Consider the following 17663-nt stretch of genomic DNA (forward strand, 5'->3'; position numbering starts at 1 on the left):
GCCGGTCGTCAGGAGCGGAAGAACTCGAGCAGATCCGCGTTGATGGTCCTGGCGTGTGTGATGGGCATGGCGTGCGGGAAGCCCGGGTACGTCTTGAGGGTGGCGTTCTGGAGCAGTTTCGCCGCCCGGGGAGCCGAGTTGGCGTACGGGACGATCTGGTCGTCGTCGCCGTGCGCGACCAGCACCGGGACCGTGATCTTCTGAAGGTCTTCGGTGAAGTCGGTCTGTGACCACGCGACCAGGCCGTCGTAGTGGGCTTTGATGCTGCCCATCATGCCCTGGCGCCAATTGTTCAGGATCAGGGCGTCGGACTTCTCGACGCCCGGCCGGTTGAAGCCGTAATACGGCCCGGCGACATCCAGGTAAAGCTGGCCGCGGTTCGTCGCGACCTGTTCCTGAAGGCCGTCGAGGACGGACTGGGGCGTGCCGTCCGGGTTCGCGTCGGTCTGCGCGATCAGCGGAGGAATACCGGCGAGGAGCGCGGCCTTCGCGACGCGTGACTCGCCGTGCCGGGCCAGGTAGCGGACGACCTCGCCGGTACCCGCCGAATGCCCGATGTGCAGGGCGTCCCGCAGATCGAGGTGGGCGGTCAACGCGGCCAGGTCGTCCGCGTAGTGGTCCATGTCGTGCCCGCCGGCGACGTGCGCCGAGCGCCCGTGCCCCCGGCGGTCGTGAGCGATCACCCGGTAACCGTTGTTCACAAAGAACAGCAATTGCGGGTCGAGGTCGTCCGACGATACCGGCCAGCCGTGGCTCAGGACGACGGGCTGGCCCGACCCCATGTCTTTGTAGAAGATTTCCGTTCCGCCGCCGGTAACGATGATCGGCATGACGCTCCTCGTCTGTAGCACCTGACCTCAGAATCCTCTGCCGGAGCAGTCACGTCTGCCACCCCACGTTGTGCACACCCACAGCCACCCTTAAAGGACAATGATCGAGAAAGCGACCACGCGTCGAATGGCTTCCCGAGTCTCTGAGTGGAGCACCCGCTTCTCGGCGTCACTTGTCATTGCGGCGATGGGTTTGAATCGTCGGGTGCGTACGGAGATTCTGGCCGCCGAGGACGATGCGCGGCAGGCCGAGCTGATTCGTGTCTACCTTCAGCGCGAGGGGCATCGAGTGACCTTGGTGCGGAACGGGCAGGCCGCACTTGACTCGTGCCGTACGGATCGGCCGGCCCTTATCGTGCTCGACGTCATGATGCCGGTTCTCGACGGTGTCGCGGTCTGCGCGGCGCTGCGTGCCGGCTCGCAGATTCCGATCCTCATGCTGACCGCGCGGACCGCCGAGGACGACATGCTTCGAGGTTTGGACGCGGGCGCCGACGACTACCTGACGAAGCCGTACAGTCCTCGCGAACTGGCTGCCCGCGTGCGGGCGCTGCTGCGCCGTTCCGGCGTGGTGCGTGATCGCGATGAACCAGTGTTGCGCTGCGGCGACTTGGAGATCGACCTTGGCCGGTACGAGGTGCGCGTGGCGGGCCGTCCGACCCGGCTCACGGCGAAGGAGTTCGGTGTGCTGGAGGTTGGCCGGCGCGCCCGGCCGCGTGTTCACCCGCAGCCACATCATCGAGCGCGCCTTCGGCTTCGACCGGGACGTGCTGGAACGCACCGTGGACGCGCACGTCGTGAATCTGCGACGCAAACTCGGCGACGACCCGGCCGATCCGGCTTACGTGCAAACGGTTTACGGGCGTGGCTACCGTCTGACGGATCCGACGTGAGTTTCCGGCTGCGGGTTTTCCTGCTGGTCTCCGTGGTCGCGCTGGGCGCCACCGGGGCCGCCGCCGCGCTGACGCTCCGTCAAGCCACTCACCAGGTGCGCGCCGCGGCCACGTCGGGGCCGCGGGAGGCACTCAACACGGTCCAGGCGGGGCTGCTCGAGCATGTGTACCGAACCGGCACCTGGGAAGGCATTGCCGGAACCGCCATGGAGCTGAGTAACCAGACCGGACAGCGGATAAGACTGGTGAACTCGACGTCGGAGGTGGTCGTCGACACCGACATTCTCCATCAGCGAACGGCCCGCTCGCCCGGAGCGGTCGCCGCATTCGTGGACCCGCGCCCGGTGCTGACGCTTGGACCGAGTGTGCCGGACCGGCGACACTCCACGCTTGCGGCGATCGAGGCGTATCGGGCCGACACTCTTCGCACCGCATGCTTGTACCGGTGGGACGAGGTTGATTTCGTGGTCGCGACCGGCCCCGACGGTCTTTTGCGGCACTCCCCCACGAAGCCCGTCAAAGGCTGGGTGGACCGCCGTTGCCGGCCCGGGACGACCGCCGGCTGGCTGCTGCGCGAGGACCAGCAACGCGTAAACCGGTGTTCGACGGACGCCTGCCTGCAAGCAGCCTTCGCCCAGCAGATCTCCGAGGGAGACGTCGCCCCGGCAACGCTGGCGGTAATCATCGGACTGGGCGGAGATCCCGTCGTCGTACCCCACGCCGGCCCGACACTGTTCCTGGTGGCGATCGTCGCCGTTCTGGTGGTCGCCTCAGCTCTGCTGATCAGCCGGCGGGTGGTGCGCCCGATCGGCGCCTTGATCGGGGCGGCGCACCGGATCGCGGACGGAGACCGATCGAGCCGTGTGCCGATCAAGGGTCGGGACGAGATCGGTCAACTCGCCCGAGTGTTCAACCAGATGGCCGACTCCGTGCAGTCCGCCGAGGAACGCCAGCGGCGTCTCATCGCCGACGTCGCGCACGAACTGCGCAGCCCGCTGACCAACCTGCGCGGCTATCTCGAGGCCCTCCGAGACGGGGTGCTCAGGCCGGATCCGGACCTGTTCGCGTTGCTGTACGACGAGACGATTCTCTACCAGCGGCTGGTAACCGACCTTCAGGACCTGGCCCTTGCCGAGGCGGGCGCACTGGTCTATCACCGGGTCCCGGCGGATCTGGTCGAGTTGGTCGAGACCGCCCGCATCGCGCACGCGACCGCCGCCGAGGCGGCTGGGGTCAGCCTGACGGTAGAGGCCGACGGCCCGATAGAGGCCGTTGTCGACCCGGATCGTATCCGGCAGGCCCTCGGCAATCTCATCACCAATGCCGTCCGTGCCACTCCGGCCGGCGGGTCGGTGATCCTGCGCGCACACGCCAACGCCGACGGCGCCGTCCTTGAGGTGGCCGACACCGGGGTCGGCATCGAACCGGAACACTTGCCGTTGGTGTTCGACCGGTTCTGGCGCGCGGACCCGGCTCGCGAGCGTGACACCGGCGGCCGGGGCCTGGGTCTGGCCATCGTCCGCCAGATCGTCCGGGATCACCGCGGTGAGGTGTCGGCTCGTGGTTCGGTGGGTGACGGAACGACCTTCGAGCTGCGTCTGCCGCTCAGCACGGAACGCAACAGCGGCGCGAAAGGGCGTTCCACATAGCGATGCACCAGCCAGGAGGCGCCCAGTACCACCGCGATGGTGACCGGAACAAGCACCGAGGCCGGTGCGCCCGTCGCGTGATGAGCCGCCCGCATCAGGCTGTAACCGACTCGCGGATGCAACAGATAGAAGGGATAGGTGAGTGCCCCTGCGACGGCCAACCGGCGCAGGTTCAGGCGGTCGGTGGCGCCCAGAGCGATCGCCGTCAGGACGACGAACGCCGCCGTGATGATCACGAGAGCCGGCCAGGACGGCACGCTGAAGCCGGGCTGCAAAGAGGCGACCCGATCGGTCACCCGCTGCAGGGAGATCAGCCAGCATGCGATGAGCAGCGCCCACAGCCACGTGGTCGGGCGGTGCTTGCGCATGAGGAAGAGGACCAGCCCGGCAACGAAATACGGCGCGAACTCCGGAATCAGGATCTGCGCCACCCAGCCGGGCAGCACCGGCGCGAACAGCGACGCGGTCAGCCAGGCCGTGGCGGCGGCGGCCACCCGCCGGTATGTCGCTCCCCACCACACCAGTACCGCGAAGAGCAGGTAGAAACGCAGTTCCACCCACAAGGTCCAGTACACGCCGTCGACCAGCGGGACACCCAGCGGTTCCGCAAGCATGGTCAGGTTTACCGCCACGTGGGCGGGCGACGGTGGTGCGGTCTCTACCACGCCGGTGCGGACCGGCAACAAATTCACCACCACGGCGGTGATCGGCACACAGACCCAGAAGGCCGGGTACAGGCGAGCCGCCCGGGCGACGGCGAACTGACGCAGCGACCGGCCCCACCCACTCATCCCGATGACGAAGCCGCTGATCAAGAAGAAGACCTCGACACCCAGGAAACCGAAGATCAGCACATGGCTCGCGTACGGGAGAAAATATGCCGGAGGGTGGACGCCGTCCAGACGCCATGACACGCCGTAGTGATATCCCGCCACCGCGAGCGCGCACACCAGCCTGAGCCCGTCCACGGCGTACAGACGGGTGGTCGAATTTCGCATGGCGTGAAGGGTGCCGAGCGACTATGCGAATCTCGTGAAGGACCGCACGGTCCGAGGGCCGGCCATGCACGGCCGGCCCATGGACATGTGCCGTCGTCAGTTCCGATCCGGCTGGAGCCACCCGAGCATGTCCGGATCGGCGTGTGCCGTGACGCGCTCGCGGTAATAAGCCACGTCCTCGTCGTTGAGGACCGACCGCCATTGGCCGCTGGTGCCCCTGTGCAGGAAGCGCGACTTGTCGATCCAGGTGTCGCGGTTCGGAATCACCTCATCCTCGTGCTGCTTCATGGAGGCGAACGTCGCCGCGCCCACCAGGTCCGGCCATTTTTCCTCCGGCACCTCGATATGCAGCCGTGCGGCCAGTTCGCGCATCGAGCCGGCCAGGTCGTCCTGCAAGTCCTGGTAGTGGATCAGCAGCACGTTGGGGCGCTCGCGCAATTGCCAGACGGTGTCGAAGTGGTTCAGGTACGAGGCCAGTCCGAACATGTATTCGGGGTTGTCCACCCAGGCGCGGAAGCGGTCGTGAATGGACTCGGACGGCGGCGGCAACTCGGGAAACGGTGGTGGTTCGACGCCGTCGGCGGCCATGGTCGCCTTGAGTGCCTCGGTCAGGACGCCCAGGTTCATGTTCGACGCGTTGTTGTCGGCCGAGATGCCGGCGTCGCGCGGATCGCGGCCGATGCTGAGGTAGGTGACCCGCTCGTCGTACGGGAGGCCGTCCATCGGGGTGTGGGTTTTGATGATGCGCCGGTGCTGCTGGGCGGCCAGGATGGCGCGGACCTGCCGGCTCGGACGAACGAGGAAGTCGGGCCAGATGGAGATCTCGCTGAGTGGGCGCGGCAGTTCGGGGGTCTGGAAAACAAGCAACGCGCAGATCATTTGCGTCCACGTGGTGCCGCTTTTCAGCGGCGTGGTGACGATGATGTCGCCGTCGCGTAGCGGAATGTCGTCCCACCGCGCGTTGTCGATGAAGCCGGATCGATATCTCTTGGTCATGGAAACCTGCCGAGTCGAAGAACCTTCTTTCAAAGTCGAAGAACGTCGGGAACATGCTGTCCTTCACGGGACATCCGGTGGGGCCTCTCACAGGATGGGCGTGGGGATCCAGAGCAGCCGTTTTCGGACAATTCGGATCTAGCACTCGGACGTCGAATACCTTACGGTGTGGAAAGTCGAACTCATGTGACCAGCACAAATGATGATCAAAAATGACAGCTTTCCGCCTCCGGTCCCGGTCATCCGTCCCGCACAAGCTGTACGTCGCGGCGGCGGTGATCGTCGGTGCGGTCATCGCCCGCAACGCCGTCGCCTCGGGACGCGCGCGCGGCAAGCCGGCCGATGATCAGGCGGCGCTGCGGCGCGTCGCCACCCTCGTCGCGCGCGGAGCCACCCAGTCCGCGGTCTTCGCTGCCGTCGCCGAGGAACTGGCACGGCTCTTCGGCGCCGAAGCCACCTTCGTGGCGCCGCTGAATCGCGACCCACGCGAGGTGTTGCGCGGTGCGCTCGACGCCGGCCGGCCGATTCGGGTCGGCGCCGAGGACCTGGCCGTCGGCCCTTGGAGTGCCACCGTCGCCCGGCTGCGCCTGCGGTCCGGGATCGTCGCGCCCATCATGGTCGACTCCCGCGTGTGGGGTGTGACGTTTGTCGGATCCAGCAACGGTTTCCCGCCCGGCGCCGAGTCGCGTATCGCCGACTTCACCGAACTTTCCGCGCTGGCCATCAGCAACACCCACGCGAGCGACCAGTTGGCTCGTTTGGGCGAGGTCCAGGCCGCCCTGCGCCGTATCGCCGTGCTCATCGCCAAAGGCGAACCGCCCGAGCGGGTGTTCGCCGCTGTTACCGACGAAGTCCTGCGACATTTCGGAGACGGCGGCACGGTCCGGCTGGTGCGGTACGAGCTGGACGACTCCACCACGTTGCTGGCGCACGCCGGAACACCGAAACCGTACGCCGAGGCCGGCCAGCAATACGGCTCTATCCGGCCGCCCCAAGGAGTCTCGGAGACGGTACGCCGCACCGGACGTCCCGCCCGCGTCGACGACTACCGCAAGCTTGATCTGGACCCACGATTCGCTCGAGAAGGCGTCGTCGCCGCCGTGGCGATACCCGTCTTCGTCAACGGCCGGCTGTGGGGACACATCGCGATCGGCAGCAGCCGTGGTCCGCTGCCGGCCGGCCTCGAATCACGCATGTCCGAATTCACCGAACTGATCGCCACCGCCGTAGCGGGCGCTCAGATCCGCGACGAGCTCACCGTCTCCCGCGCCCGTATCGTCGCCGCCGCCGATGAAGCCCGCCGGCGCATCGAACGCGACCTGCACGACGGCGCTCAGCAAAGCCTGGTCACCCTCGCGTTGCGGTTGCGCTCGGCGGCGACCGAAGCGGCCGCGCGCGATGAGGCGCACGACGAACTGTCGGATGCGGTCACCGAATGCATGACCGTCATCGACCAGTTGCGCGAACTCTCCCACGGTATTCATCCCGCCGTCCTGTCCGAGTCCGGTCTGCGGGCCGCCCTTCGCGCGCTACGCCGACGCTCTCCGCTGCCGTTGAAGGTCGACGTCCGGATCGAAGGACGGCTACCCATGCCGGTCGAGATCGGCGCGTACTACGTGGTCACCGAGATACTCACGAACGCCGCCAAGCATGCCCGAGCCTCGGGCGTGGACGTGGAAGCGGAGGCAGCCGACGGAATGTTGACCCTGCGCGTCCACGACGACGGCATCGGTGGTGCGGACCCGAAACGCGGCTCGGGACTATTGGGACTCAAGGACCGCATCGAGGCCTTGGGCGGAAGCTTCGACGTGCACAGCCCGCCGGGCGGAGGCACGACGGTGACATGCATGGTCCCGATCAGGACGTCACCTTGAGGTATTCCTCGTGGATGAAGCGGGCGACGCGGTCGGGCTGGCTGATGAACGGGGAGTGCCCGCTGTCGACCCGATAGACGTGCTCGGCACGGGTGGCCATGAACTCGCGGGCCTCCTTGGGCACGGCGTGGTCCTGTTCGCCGATGACGTAGCTGCTCGGGATGGTGTGCCAGGCGGCCTGGGTGATCTCTTGCTCGAACGACTTCACCGAATGCGGGCTGAGGTCGGCTGCCGCCATCTCGGCGGCCATCGGGTCGAAGTCCGAGTAGAAGATCCGTTCCGCGTGCAGCATCTCGTACGCGCCCTGGTCGATGATGTCGGTGCCCCACCACCAGTCGAGACCGGCGTTGGCCTTGACCAGCGATTCGCCGACGTCGGGCATGAACGCGTTCAGATACAGGATCCGTTTGACCTTGTCTTCCATGCCGGCTAAGCCCTCGGTGGTCGGAGCACCGCCGTAGGAGTGCGCGACCACGACGACCGGTCCGTCGATGCTTTCGACCTTCTGCCTGATGGTGCGTGCGTCAGCGTAAAGATCGCCGAGCTCGGACGGGGGCACCACGGCGCTGGACGGGTTCTGCAGGGTATGCACGTCGTAGTTGTGTAGGTATGTCTTCAAGAGGTTCCACATGGACTCTTTGTGCCATGCGCCGTGAACAAGAACGAGTGCGGGTTTTGCTGAGCTGGACACGTCATTCCTTCGTTTGCGGGTTCGGGAGAGGTGGTCGTCCACGCCTCCCGCAAACCAAGTTAGCACGATCGGTCGTTTCTTCGACAGATAGTGATGCATTACATAGCACGATCGGTCGTTCTCGTCGTTGTTGTTGATCTCATGGCGAGGTGGATCTTGCACCGATCGCCACTTTGGACTCCCCCCATCATGGGTTCCCTGGAGCCACCAAGAGCCGCAAAACGCATTCGCCATGTTCATCCGCGCCCGATCCACCCCGACTGATGCGTGCGTGGGCGAGCATCTTCTTCGCGACAATGGCACTGGTCACGCGCCGTCCGCGCCGTTCTCTCCCCGGAGAAACGAGCTACCGCGGCACGCCCGGCCGGGAGAATTCACGGACCACGAGGTGACGCCAGCCACATTGTCCGCTTGCCGACCCTTGTTGAAGACTGCCATGCGGAATTTTCATTATAGATAGTCGAAGATTCGGCGGTTCGATTGAGATCTCCACGTAAGTTGGCATTCTTCGCGAGCGCGCTCGCCGCAGCGGGCTTCGTTTCCGTTGCCGTAAGTCCTTCCGCACAGGCAAGTACTGCCCCGACCCCCATTTATCTGGACCCCCGGTTCACGCCGGAGGAACGCGCGGCTGACCTGGTCTCCCGGATGACGCTGGACGAGAAGGTCCGGCAGCTCGTCACCAACCAGGAGCCCGCGATCCCGCGTCTCAAGGTCCCCGAGTATCACCTGTGGAATGAGGCGCTGCACGGCGTCAACTCGCTCGGCGAAAACGTGCGCGGCGGCCCGGGCACCAACGGCGTCCACGCCACCGGATTCCCGACCAATCTGGCCGCCGCCGCGGCTTGGGATCCGGATCTGACATACGGCACGGGAAGCGCCATCAGCGACGAGGCCCGCGGCTTTCTCGACAAGAGCCTCTGGAATGTCTCGCAGAACAATATCGGGCCGGACCAGAACCAGCAGGGGTCACTCAACTATTTCGCGCCGACAATCAACATGGCGCGAAATGCGAAATGGGGCCGCGAGGACGAAGGGTTCGGCGAGGATCCCCTCCTGACCGGCACCCTGGCCACCCAGTGGATCGCCGGTTTCCAGGGTGAGAACCCGGACGGAACCCCGATCAACGGGTATCTCAAGGCGTCCGCCACGGCGAAGCACTACGCGTTGAACAACGTCGAGAACGGGCGTACCTCGATCAGCTCGGACGTCAGCGAGAGCGAGCTGCGCGACTACTACACCCAGCAGTTCAGCGACGTCATCGCGAACGCGCACCCGGCCGGCGTGATGTCCTCGTACAACGCGATCAACGACACTCCGGCGGTCGCGAACACGCACACGCTCGACGAGCTGGCTCGCAAGACGTACGGCCACACCGGCTTCGTCACGTCCGACTGTGGCGGTGTCGGTACCACGTCGGGCGGCCACAACTGGGTGCCGCCGGGCTCCGGCTTCACGATCAGCGGTCAGAACTGGGTCAACTCCTCGACGGGCACCAAACTCCCGGCGACCGCCGGTGGTCAGGCGTACGCGCTGCGCGCGGGCAACGACGTGAACTGCAGCGGCGACGAGATGACCACGCAGAACATCGAGGCCGCGATCGGCGCGGGCATCCTGAGCGAAGGCGTTCTCGACACCGCCCTGGTTCGGGTCTTCACCATGCGGATGAAGACCGGCGAGTTCGACCCGCCGTCCAGCGACCCCTGGACCTCGCTCACCAAGGCGCAGATCCAGAGCCCGGCGCACGTGGCGCTGGCCGGCAAGTCCGCCGACGAGTCCATGGTGCTGCTCAAGAACGATCCCGTCGCCGGGAAGCCGCTGCTGCCCGCGTCCCTCCCGGACAAGGTGGTCGTGCTCGGCAACCTGGCCGGCGTGGTCAACCTGGGCAGCTACGGCAACAACCCGACGCAGCAGGTCTCGATGGCGCAGGGCATCACCAACCGGGTCAAGGCGGCCAACCCGAACGCCAGCGTGGTGGTCGACGCGGCCGGCACCAGCACCACCGCCACCACCGACGCGGTGCTGAGCACCGCGACCACCGACGCGATCAAGGCAGCGAAGCTGGTCGTGCTGGTCGTCGGCACCGACCACGACACGGCCAGTGAGGGCCGCGACCGGACCACCCTGGCCCTGCCCGGCAATCAGAACTCACTGATCGACAAGGTGACCGCGCTCGGGAACCCCAACGTGGTTCTCGACATCCAGTCGGTGGGCGCGGTGGACATCTCCGCTCGGCTGCCGAAGCTGCCCGCGGTGCTCTACAGCAGCTACAACGGCCAGCTGCAGGGTGACGCGCTCGCCGACGTCCTGTTCGGGGCCCAGAACCCCCAGGGGCGCCTGCCGATCACCTGGTACACCGGTGACAGCCAGCTCGCCGCGCCGGACGACTACGGCCTGACCCCCTCGGAATCGGGTGGACTCGGTCAGACGTACCAATATCTCACCGTGAAGCCGCAGTTCCCCTTCGGCTACGGGCTGAGCTACACCACCTTCACCTACTCGCCGATCCGGGCGGACCAGAGCAGCATCACCGCGGACGGTACCGTCACCGTCTCGTTCGACGTGACCAACTCGGGCAGTGTGGCCGGCTCGACGGTGGCGCAGATCTACGCCGCGCCGCAGTTCACGGTCTCCGGTGTCGAGTTGCCGAAGACCCGGCTGGTCGCGTTCAAGAACACCGGCGTGCTTCAGCCGGGCGCGACCCAGCACGTCACGCTGGCGATCAAGGCGGCCGGCCTGAGCCGGTGGGACAACACCACCTCCCGGGAGAAGGTCGACAACGGCGCCTACGCGCTGCGGCTCGGCACCGACGCGGCCACGACCTCGAGCAGCACCACCGTCACGGTCACCGGGACGCTCACGCCGAAGGTCAAGACCGTCACCGTCAACCCGGGTCAGATCGTCGCCAACGCCGGCGACAAGATCGACCTGCGCGGGAACAATCCGTGGCTCGCCGACGACACCGATCCGGCCAAGGAGCACCGCACGGTGCAACCGGCCGCCGACGACATCGTCACCGCGACCGCGACCGACGAGTCCTTCGTCGATCTGTCGAAAACCGCTGCCACCTACGCCAGCAGCAACCCCGACGTCGCCACCGTGGACACCAATGGTGTGGTGACCGCCCGCAATGACGGTGTCACCACGATCAAGGTGACCGTCGGCGGGGTCAGCGGCACCACGCCGCTGGTCGTGCAGAACAAGCTCCGCCTGACCGCCGACCCGCTCCTCAAGGCGGGCACCGCCGGCACGGCGACCACGAAGTTCGTCAACGCGACCACGTCGCCGATCACGAACCTCACCGTCGGGCTCACCCTGCCTGCCGGATGGACCGCGGATGCCACGACGGCGACCACCTCCGCGAGCCTGAGCCCCGGCGCCACTCTGACCACCACCTGGCGGGTCACCGCACCCGCGGGGACCGGGCCGGGCTCGTTCACCGCGTCGGCGTCCGCGACCTACGACGGCGGAGCCGCGGACGATTCGCAAACCCTCAATATCCCGTACGCCGATCTGGCGTCCGCGGCGACGACGATAGGCACCACCGACGATGCGAACACCGCGCCGGGCAAGTTCGACGGCGGCGGCAACAGCTACTCGGCGCAGGCACTCGCCGCGGCGGGCATCACCCCGGGCGGGAAGGTGCCGTTCGACGTGGTCACCTTCACGTGGCCGTCGGCGGCACCGGGTACCAAGAACGTCGTCGACTCGCGCGGTCAGGCGATCAGCATCACCGGCCGCGGCACCAAGCTCGCGTTCCTGGGCGCGGCCAGCAGCGGCAAGACCAGCGGCACCGGCACCATCGTCTACACCGACGGCAGCACGCAGCCGTACGGGATCGACTTCACCGACTGGTTCGCCGACACCACCAAGCCGGGTGTGGGCAACACGACGGTGAAGAACCTGCCCTATCTCAACCAGAGCAACGGCACCCACCAGCAGCACGCCGTCGGTCTGTACGCGACGACGGTGGCTCTGCACGCCGACAAGACCGTGGCCGCGGTGATCCTGCCGAACGTGGAGGTCGACGGAAACAGCCGGATCGGTATGAACCACCTCTTCGCCGTGGCGATCGGGGGGAATCCGCCGATCTCGACGCCCGCACCGGCCGGCAAGTCCGGTCAGCTGGTCGGCTACGAGGGGTTGTGTGCCGATCTGAGCTCGGCCGCGACCATCGACACCTCGTTGGTGCTGAACAAATGTGACGGTGCGGCGACGCAGCAGTTCACCCTCGGCACGAACGGCACGTTGTGGAACGGCGGGTTCTGCGTCGACGGGGGCGGGGACATTATGACCCGTCCGGTGCTGCTGGCGAACTGTGACGGTTCGGATCGGGAGAAGTTCACCGTCGGAGCAAACGGCAACCTGGTCAACGTCGCGGCGCCGTCCTGCCTCAGCGACGACCACAAGGTGCTCACGGACGGCTCCGCCGTGCAGATGTACCCGTGCAACGGCGGCGACAGCGGCCAGCAGTGGATGGTGCCCGATGGCACCACACCAGGCACCAAGGCCCAGCCGGCCGGTCCGGCGGGTCCGATCACCGGGGTCGGCGGCATGTGCGTCGGCGTCACCGGCGACATCGCCACCGATGGCGCCGCCCTCGCGCTGCAAAACTGCAACGCCGCAAAACCCACCCAGAAGTTCGTGCCCGCGGCGGACAAGTCGTTGTGGGTGGCCGGGAAGTGCGCGACTCTCTGGAACGGCTTCGTGGCCAACGGCGCACGAGTCACCCTGGACACCTGCGACGGCTCGACGTCGCAGCAGTGGACGGTGAACTCGTTCGGCGGCCTGGTCAACGGCAAGTCCGCGACCTGCCTGCTCACCCCGGGCAACTCCACCACCGACGGCACCGAACTGCAGGTCTACCCCTGCAACTCCGGCGCCACCGGCCAGCACTGGACACTGCCCGCCACCACCGCGACCACCACGCCGTCGGGGTGGAACACGGTGACCTCCAAGAGCAGCGGCAAATGCGTCACCGCCCGCACCGGCACCGACGGCACCGCCGTGCAGCAAGTCGCCTGCAACTCGACCACCGCCCAGCAATGGCAATTCCAATCACTGGGCAACGGAGTCGACCGGGTCAACAGCCGCCTCGACACCACCCGCTCCTGGGACGTGCTCGACCGGTCGACAGCTGATGCGGCCCCCATCCAGTTGTGGGTCGCGACCAGCACCCCCGGTACCAACCAGCAATGGACACCGGTCTTCGAAACCACCAACACCTACCACTTCATCAACAAGAACAGCGGCAAATGCCTCGAAGTCCCAGGCGGTTCCACCGCGGACAACGTGCAGCTGCAGCAACGCACCTGTGACGGGTCGACCCGGCAGTCGTTCAGCCTCACCGCCGTCGCCTGACAGACCGTTCCCCGGGTCCCCGGCCGTGCCCGGCCGGGGACCCACCTCGTTCAAGGAGCTCGAAGCTTGAGAAGCAAGCGAAAATGGATGGCGGTCGCCGGACTGGCGGCGATCGTCCTCACCGTCGTGGGCGGTCCCCCCGCGTCGGCCGCGACCGGCGCCAGCACCGGCACCGGCACCGGCACCGCCGTCAGTGGCCGTGACCCGAGTCGTACCGGAACGCTCGGTGTGACGTTCGGCATGCCCCAGGACTTCCTGCACGGCGGGCCGTACAGCAGCAGCGGAACGGTCTACAACACCCCGATGTTCCGGGCGAACGTGAATGACATGCCAGCCTTCTTCGACAACTATGTCGAGGAACTGGCCGACGCCGGCGTCGACTTCGTCGCCCCGGTCCTGCGCGGCTTCACCCCCGGTTCGGTGGTGCCGGACGGCGGCGGCGACCCGCGCCTGCTCGGCGAGTTGGTGGCCGCGATCAAACGCCGCGGCGTCGGAGACCGACTCAAGATCGCCGCGTTCGACGACACCCCGGCATCGCTGACCGACGCGAAGAACCGGGCCAAGCACCACACCGGTGGTTACGACCCGCCGTTCGACCTCGGCGACACCGACGGCACCGGCGAAGGCGGCTACGAGTACTACTGGGACCGCAACCTGCGCGAGTTCCTCGCCCAGGTGCCGGACGACATGCGCTACAAGATGGATGGGCGGCCCGTCGTCTACGAGTGGTCGATGAACCAGCCCTTCATCACGAACCCGGGAAACGGAAACGAGTCGCGGCTGCTGCGATACGCGCGGCAGCAGGCGAAGACCGAGTTCGGCACCGACCTGTTCTACAACCTCGACCAGAGCTGGTTCACGCAGGACCCGAGCGTGGTCGCCCAGGCCGACGGGATCAACAACTGGTTCGGGGTCCCGGCCGGTCGTTCGCTGGTCACCTACCAGCCGATCGCCGACGACAAGGTGCTCACGTTCCCGGCCGGGTGGACCAACCCGTCGACCGGCCTCGGCGACTACGGCAGCACCCTGCACCAGACCAGCACCGCGGGCGCCACGGTCAGCTATCCCTTCTACGGCACCGGAATCGACTACCTGGCCGAGACCGGTCCGGGCCTGGGCACCGCCGATGTGTATCTGGACAACCAGCCCGCTGCGCATGTCACGTTGGGCACCGGCACGGGCGTACAGGTGCAGCAAGCGGTTTTCAGTAAAACCGGGCTGACCGATGACCTGCACACGATCAAGGTGGTTGCCACCGGCGGCACGGTGAACGTCGACGGTTTCCGGGTTGCCTCCCCGCACACCGCGGCCACCTCGGGCAAGTCGTACGGCGTCGCGACGCCCGGATTCAACGTCGTCAACGCGACCACGAACATGGTCGAGGACCCGCGGCACGGCCAGGCGCTCGCGGACAACCTCGAGGCCACGGTGAACGCCGGTGCCAACGCCACCCTCGTCGAGGGATTCACCGACGCCGAGGAGAACGCGCTCTTGGCCCGGGCCGCGGAAGGCACCTACGACCAGCGCCACGTCGACTTCCCGAACCAGATGATCGACGGGCTGCGACGGTACGCGACCGACCCGTTCCCGGCCACGATGACCGTCGAGGCCGAGTCGGCCGACGCGGTCACCGGCGCCACCCCGGGCAACGATGGGACGTATCGGACCGGGGACCTCGACGTCACCCGGCAGGCAAGCGGCTGGAGCGTCACTCAGATCCAGCCGAACGAGGCGCTGACCTGGCAGGCCGTCGGTATGGAAGGCACCGTCGACCTGTCCGCCAAGGTCGCCGCGCCGGCGGGCACCACGCTGCGGTTCACCGTGGACGGGGTGGCCGGTCCACTGGTTACCGTGCCGCCAACGGCCTCCACCACGGTGGCCGGGGGCGAGTTCGTCCTGGTGGCGCGGAGCAGTCACGTGGTCACCGTCCAGTTCCCGGGCGGCCAAGCCTCGTTCGACTCCTGGTCCGAGACGCAGCGAACGCCGCCACCGCCGCCTCCGCCGCCGGCCGGGAAGTCCGGTCAGCTGGTCGGCTACGAAGGGTTGTGCGCCGACCTGACCGGGACGGCACGGGTTGGTGCCGCGCTGGCGCTGAACAAGTGTGACGGTGCGGCGACCCAGCAGTTCACCCTCGGCACCGACGGTACGTTGTGGAACGGCGGGTTCTGCGCCGACGGCGGGGGTAACACGATGACCCGCCCGGTGACGCTGGCGACCTGTGACGGCTCCGACCGGCAGAAGTTCACCGTCGGAGCGAACGGCAACGTGGTCAACGTGGCAGCCCCGTCCTGCCTGACCGATGACCACAAGGTGCTCACGGACGGCTCCGCCGTGCGGATGTACCCGTGCAACGGCGGCGACATCGGCCAGCAGTGGCTGGTGCCGGACGGCACCAGCCCGCAGATCAAGCCGCAGCCGGCCGGACCGGCCGGCCCGATCACCGGCGTCGGCGGCATGTGCGTGGGCGTCACCGGCGACACGGCGACGGACGCGGCAGGCGTGGCGTTGCAGAAGTGCGACAGCGGGAAGCCGACCCAGAAATGGGTGCCCGCGGCGGACAAGTCGTTGTGGGTGGCCGGCAAATGCGCGACCCTCTGGAACGGCTTCGTGGCTAACAGCGCACGCGTCACCCTGGACAGCTGCGACGGCTCGACCGCGCAGCAGTGGACGGTGAACTCGTTCGGCGGACTCGTCAACGGCAAATCCGCCACCTGCCTGCTCACCCCGGGCAACTCCACCACCGACGGCACCGAACTACAGGTCTACCCCTGCAACTCCGGCGCCACCGGTCAACATTGGGCGCTGCCGGCCGCGACCGTTCCGTCGGGGTGGAACACGGTCACCTCCAAGAGCAGCGGCAAATGCGTCACCGCCCGCACCGGCACCGACGGCACCGCCGTCCAACAGGCCGCCTGCAACTCGACCACCACCCAGCAATGGCAATTCCAATCACTCGGAAACGGAGTCGACCGGATCAACAGCCACCTCGACGCCACCCGCTCCTGGGACGTGCTTGACCGGTCGACAGCAGACGCCGCCCCCATCCAACTGTGGGTCGCCACCAGCACCCCCGGCACCAACCAGCAATGGACACCGGTCTTCGAAACCACCAACACCTACCACTTCATCAACAAAAACAGCGGCAAATGCCTCGAAGTCCCAGGAGGCTCCACCGCGGACAACGTGCAGCTGCAGCAACGCACCTGTGACGGGTCGACCCGGCAGTCATTCAGCCTCACCGCCGCGTGACAGAGCGGGGCAGTCGGCTCGTCAGCCGGCTGCCCCCCATGTGCGGCCTACCTCGTTCGGATGAGGTCAGCTGCTTTTTCGGCGATCGCGATCGTGGCGGCGTTGGTGTTGACGGAGACCAGCCGGGGCATGATCGAGGCCTCCACGACGCGAAGGCCGTCCAAGCCGTGTACCCATCGCATTGATGCTGCTGGAGCCTCCGAGTGTTCGTCCACGCCACCCGAGTGTCCGGCTCTTCGGACAACCTGGTCGCGAGGACGCTGCCCGCGGATCCGGCGCCGACGATCACATAGTCGTAGTGGGTCACGGGTTCGTTCCGTTTCGCCCGAGGAGTCCCGTTGCCGGCCGCTCATCGGGCAGACCGGCAACGGGCGTCCACCTGTGATTTCGTTATGCGTCGAGCCGGAGGTATTCCTCGTGGATGAAGCGGGCGATGCGGTCGGGCTGGCTGATGAACGACGAGTGGCCGCTGTCGACGCGGTAGATGTGCTGGGCGCGGGTGGCCATGAACTCGCGAGCCTCCTTGGGCACCGCGTGGTCCTGTTCCCCGATGACGTAGCTGCTCGGAATCTCACGCCAGGCGGCCTTGGTGATCGGCTGCTCGAATGACTTCACCGAATGCGGGGTGAGGTCGGCGGCGGCCATCTCGGCGGCCATCGGTTCGAAGTCGGAGTAGAAAATGCGCTCCGCGTGGAGCATCTCGTAGGCGCCCTGGTCGACGATGTTCGTACCCCACCACCAATCCAGTCCCCTGTTCGCCGTGACCAGCGACTCGCCGACATCGGGCATGAACGCGTGCAGGTAGAGAATGCGCTTGACCTTGTCGCCAAGGCCGGCCAATCCCTCGGTGGCCGGCGCTCCGCCATAGGAATGCGCGACTACCACGACCGGGCCGTCGATGCTCAGGACCTTTTCGCGCATGGCTCGGGCATCGTCGTAGAGATCGCCCAGCTGCGACGGCGGAACGTTGGCGCTGGACGGGTTCTGCAGCGTGTGCACGTCGTAGTTGTGGAGATGGTTGCGCAGGACATTCCACATCGACTCTTTGTGCCAGGCACCGTGATACAAAACGAGCGCAGGCTTCTGTGAGCTGGACAACGTCAAATCCTCCGTGTGCGTGTTCGG

11 protein-coding genes and 1 pseudogene are annotated in these 17663 nt (G+C 66.9%); 6 read left to right on the top strand and 6 right to left on the bottom strand.

Features of this window, described 5'->3' with window-relative positions:
* Nucleotides 1-8 precede the first annotated feature (8 nt).
* Nucleotides 9-830: an alpha/beta fold hydrolase gene (locus HH310_RS19625; protein ID WP_169177036.1), complete on the bottom strand. Its 822-nt coding sequence runs from the start codon at nucleotides 828-830 to the stop codon at nucleotides 9-11.
* A 187-nt stretch (nucleotides 831-1017) separates the two neighbouring features.
* Here HH310_RS19625 and HH310_RS45405 point away from each other — a divergent pair.
* The 3 genes and pseudogenes from HH310_RS45405 to HH310_RS19635 all read left to right on the top strand — a co-directional run.
* Nucleotides 1018-1317, top strand: a pseudogene (locus HH310_RS45405) (response regulator); the annotation flags it as partial.
* A gap of 229 nt (nucleotides 1318-1546) precedes the next feature.
* Nucleotides 1547-1723 carry a helix-turn-helix domain-containing protein gene (locus HH310_RS45410; RefSeq protein ID WP_312034222.1) on the top strand — a complete coding sequence of 59 codons (177 nt, stop codon included), beginning with the start codon at nucleotides 1547-1549 and terminating at the stop codon, nucleotides 1721-1723.
* Nucleotides 1720-3372, top strand: coding sequence for an ATP-binding protein (locus HH310_RS19635; protein WP_169177037.1), 1653 nt, complete (start codon nucleotides 1720-1722; stop codon nucleotides 3370-3372). Before HH310_RS45410 ends, HH310_RS19635 begins: the two co-directional genes overlap by 4 nt.
* Here the strand turns inward: HH310_RS19635 and HH310_RS19640 are convergent.
* Entirely contained in the window at nucleotides 3261-4370 is a 1110-nt protein-coding gene (locus tag HH310_RS19640; protein WP_169177038.1) for an acyltransferase, read from the bottom strand. The genes HH310_RS19635 and HH310_RS19640 overlap by 112 nt on opposite strands.
* A gap of 96 nt (nucleotides 4371-4466) precedes the next feature.
* The gene (locus tag HH310_RS19645; RefSeq protein ID WP_169177039.1) at nucleotides 4467-5366 is read right to left on the bottom strand and encodes a sulfotransferase domain-containing protein; all 900 of its coding nucleotides are present in this window, start codon (nucleotides 5364-5366) and stop codon (nucleotides 4467-4469) included.
* A 212-nt stretch (nucleotides 5367-5578) separates the two neighbouring features.
* Between HH310_RS19645 and HH310_RS19650 the strand changes: the two genes are divergently transcribed.
* Nucleotides 5579-7240 carry a GAF domain-containing sensor histidine kinase gene (locus tag HH310_RS19650; protein ID WP_169177040.1) on the top strand — a complete coding sequence of 554 codons (1662 nt, stop codon included), beginning with the start codon at nucleotides 5579-5581 and terminating at the stop codon, nucleotides 7238-7240.
* On the opposite strand, the gene HH310_RS19655 is transcribed toward HH310_RS19650, so the two are convergent.
* Nucleotides 7224-8171 carry an alpha/beta hydrolase gene (locus HH310_RS19655; protein ID WP_312034214.1) on the bottom strand — a complete coding sequence of 316 codons (948 nt, stop codon included), beginning with the start codon at nucleotides 8169-8171 and terminating at the stop codon, nucleotides 7224-7226. The genes HH310_RS19650 and HH310_RS19655 overlap by 17 nt on opposite strands.
* Nucleotides 8172-8576: 405 nt before the next feature.
* On the opposite strand from HH310_RS19655, the gene HH310_RS19660 reads away from it, so the two are divergent.
* The gene (locus HH310_RS19660) at nucleotides 8577-13289 is read left to right on the top strand and encodes a ricin-type beta-trefoil lectin domain protein (RefSeq protein ID WP_211192373.1); all 4713 of its coding nucleotides are present in this window, start codon (nucleotides 8577-8579) and stop codon (nucleotides 13287-13289) included.
* A gap of 66 nt (nucleotides 13290-13355) precedes the next feature.
* Entirely contained in the window at nucleotides 13356-16538 is a 3183-nt protein-coding gene (locus tag HH310_RS19665) for a DUF5010 domain-containing protein (protein ID WP_169177043.1), read from the top strand.
* A gap of 47 nt (nucleotides 16539-16585) precedes the next feature.
* Here HH310_RS19665 and HH310_RS19670 read toward each other — a convergent pair whose 3' ends face one another.
* Entirely contained in the window at nucleotides 16586-16720 is a 135-nt protein-coding gene (locus tag HH310_RS19670) for a GMC oxidoreductase (RefSeq protein ID WP_211192374.1), read from the bottom strand.
* Between the two features lie 208 nt (nucleotides 16721-16928).
* Entirely contained in the window at nucleotides 16929-17642 is a 714-nt protein-coding gene (locus HH310_RS19680) for an alpha/beta hydrolase (protein WP_312034215.1), read from the bottom strand.
* Nucleotides 17643-17663: the final 21 nt, after the last annotated feature.

It is taken from the genome of Actinoplanes sp. TBRC 11911 (genome assembly GCF_012933445.1).
Classification (GTDB): domain Bacteria; phylum Actinomycetota; class Actinomycetes; order Mycobacteriales; family Micromonosporaceae; genus Actinoplanes.

What these genes read in the sequence shown, in the direction of transcription:
- HH310_RS19625 (WP_169177036.1), bottom strand. Translation starts at nt 830, where the DNA reads ATGCCGATCATCGTTACCGGCGGCGGAACGGAAATCTTCTACAAAGAC.
- HH310_RS19660 (WP_211192373.1), top strand. Translation starts at nt 8,577, where the DNA reads ATGACGCTGGACGAGAAGGTCCGGCAGCTCGTCACCAACCAGGAGCCC.
- HH310_RS19655 (WP_312034214.1), bottom strand. Translation starts at nt 8,171, where the DNA reads ATGAACATGGCGAATGCGTTTTGCGGCTCTTGGTGGCTCCAGGGAACC.
- HH310_RS19650 (WP_169177040.1), top strand. Translation starts at nt 5,579, where the DNA reads ATGACAGCTTTCCGCCTCCGGTCCCGGTCATCCGTCCCGCACAAGCTG.
- HH310_RS19645 (WP_169177039.1), bottom strand. Translation starts at nt 5,366, where the DNA reads ATGACCAAGAGATATCGATCCGGCTTCATCGACAACGCGCGGTGGGAC.
- HH310_RS19670 (WP_211192374.1), bottom strand. Translation starts at nt 16,720, where the DNA reads ATGCGATGGGTACACGGCTTGGACGGCCTTCGCGTCGTGGAGGCCTCG.
- HH310_RS19640 (WP_169177038.1), bottom strand. Translation starts at nt 4,370, where the DNA reads ATGCGAAATTCGACCACCCGTCTGTACGCCGTGGACGGGCTCAGGCTG.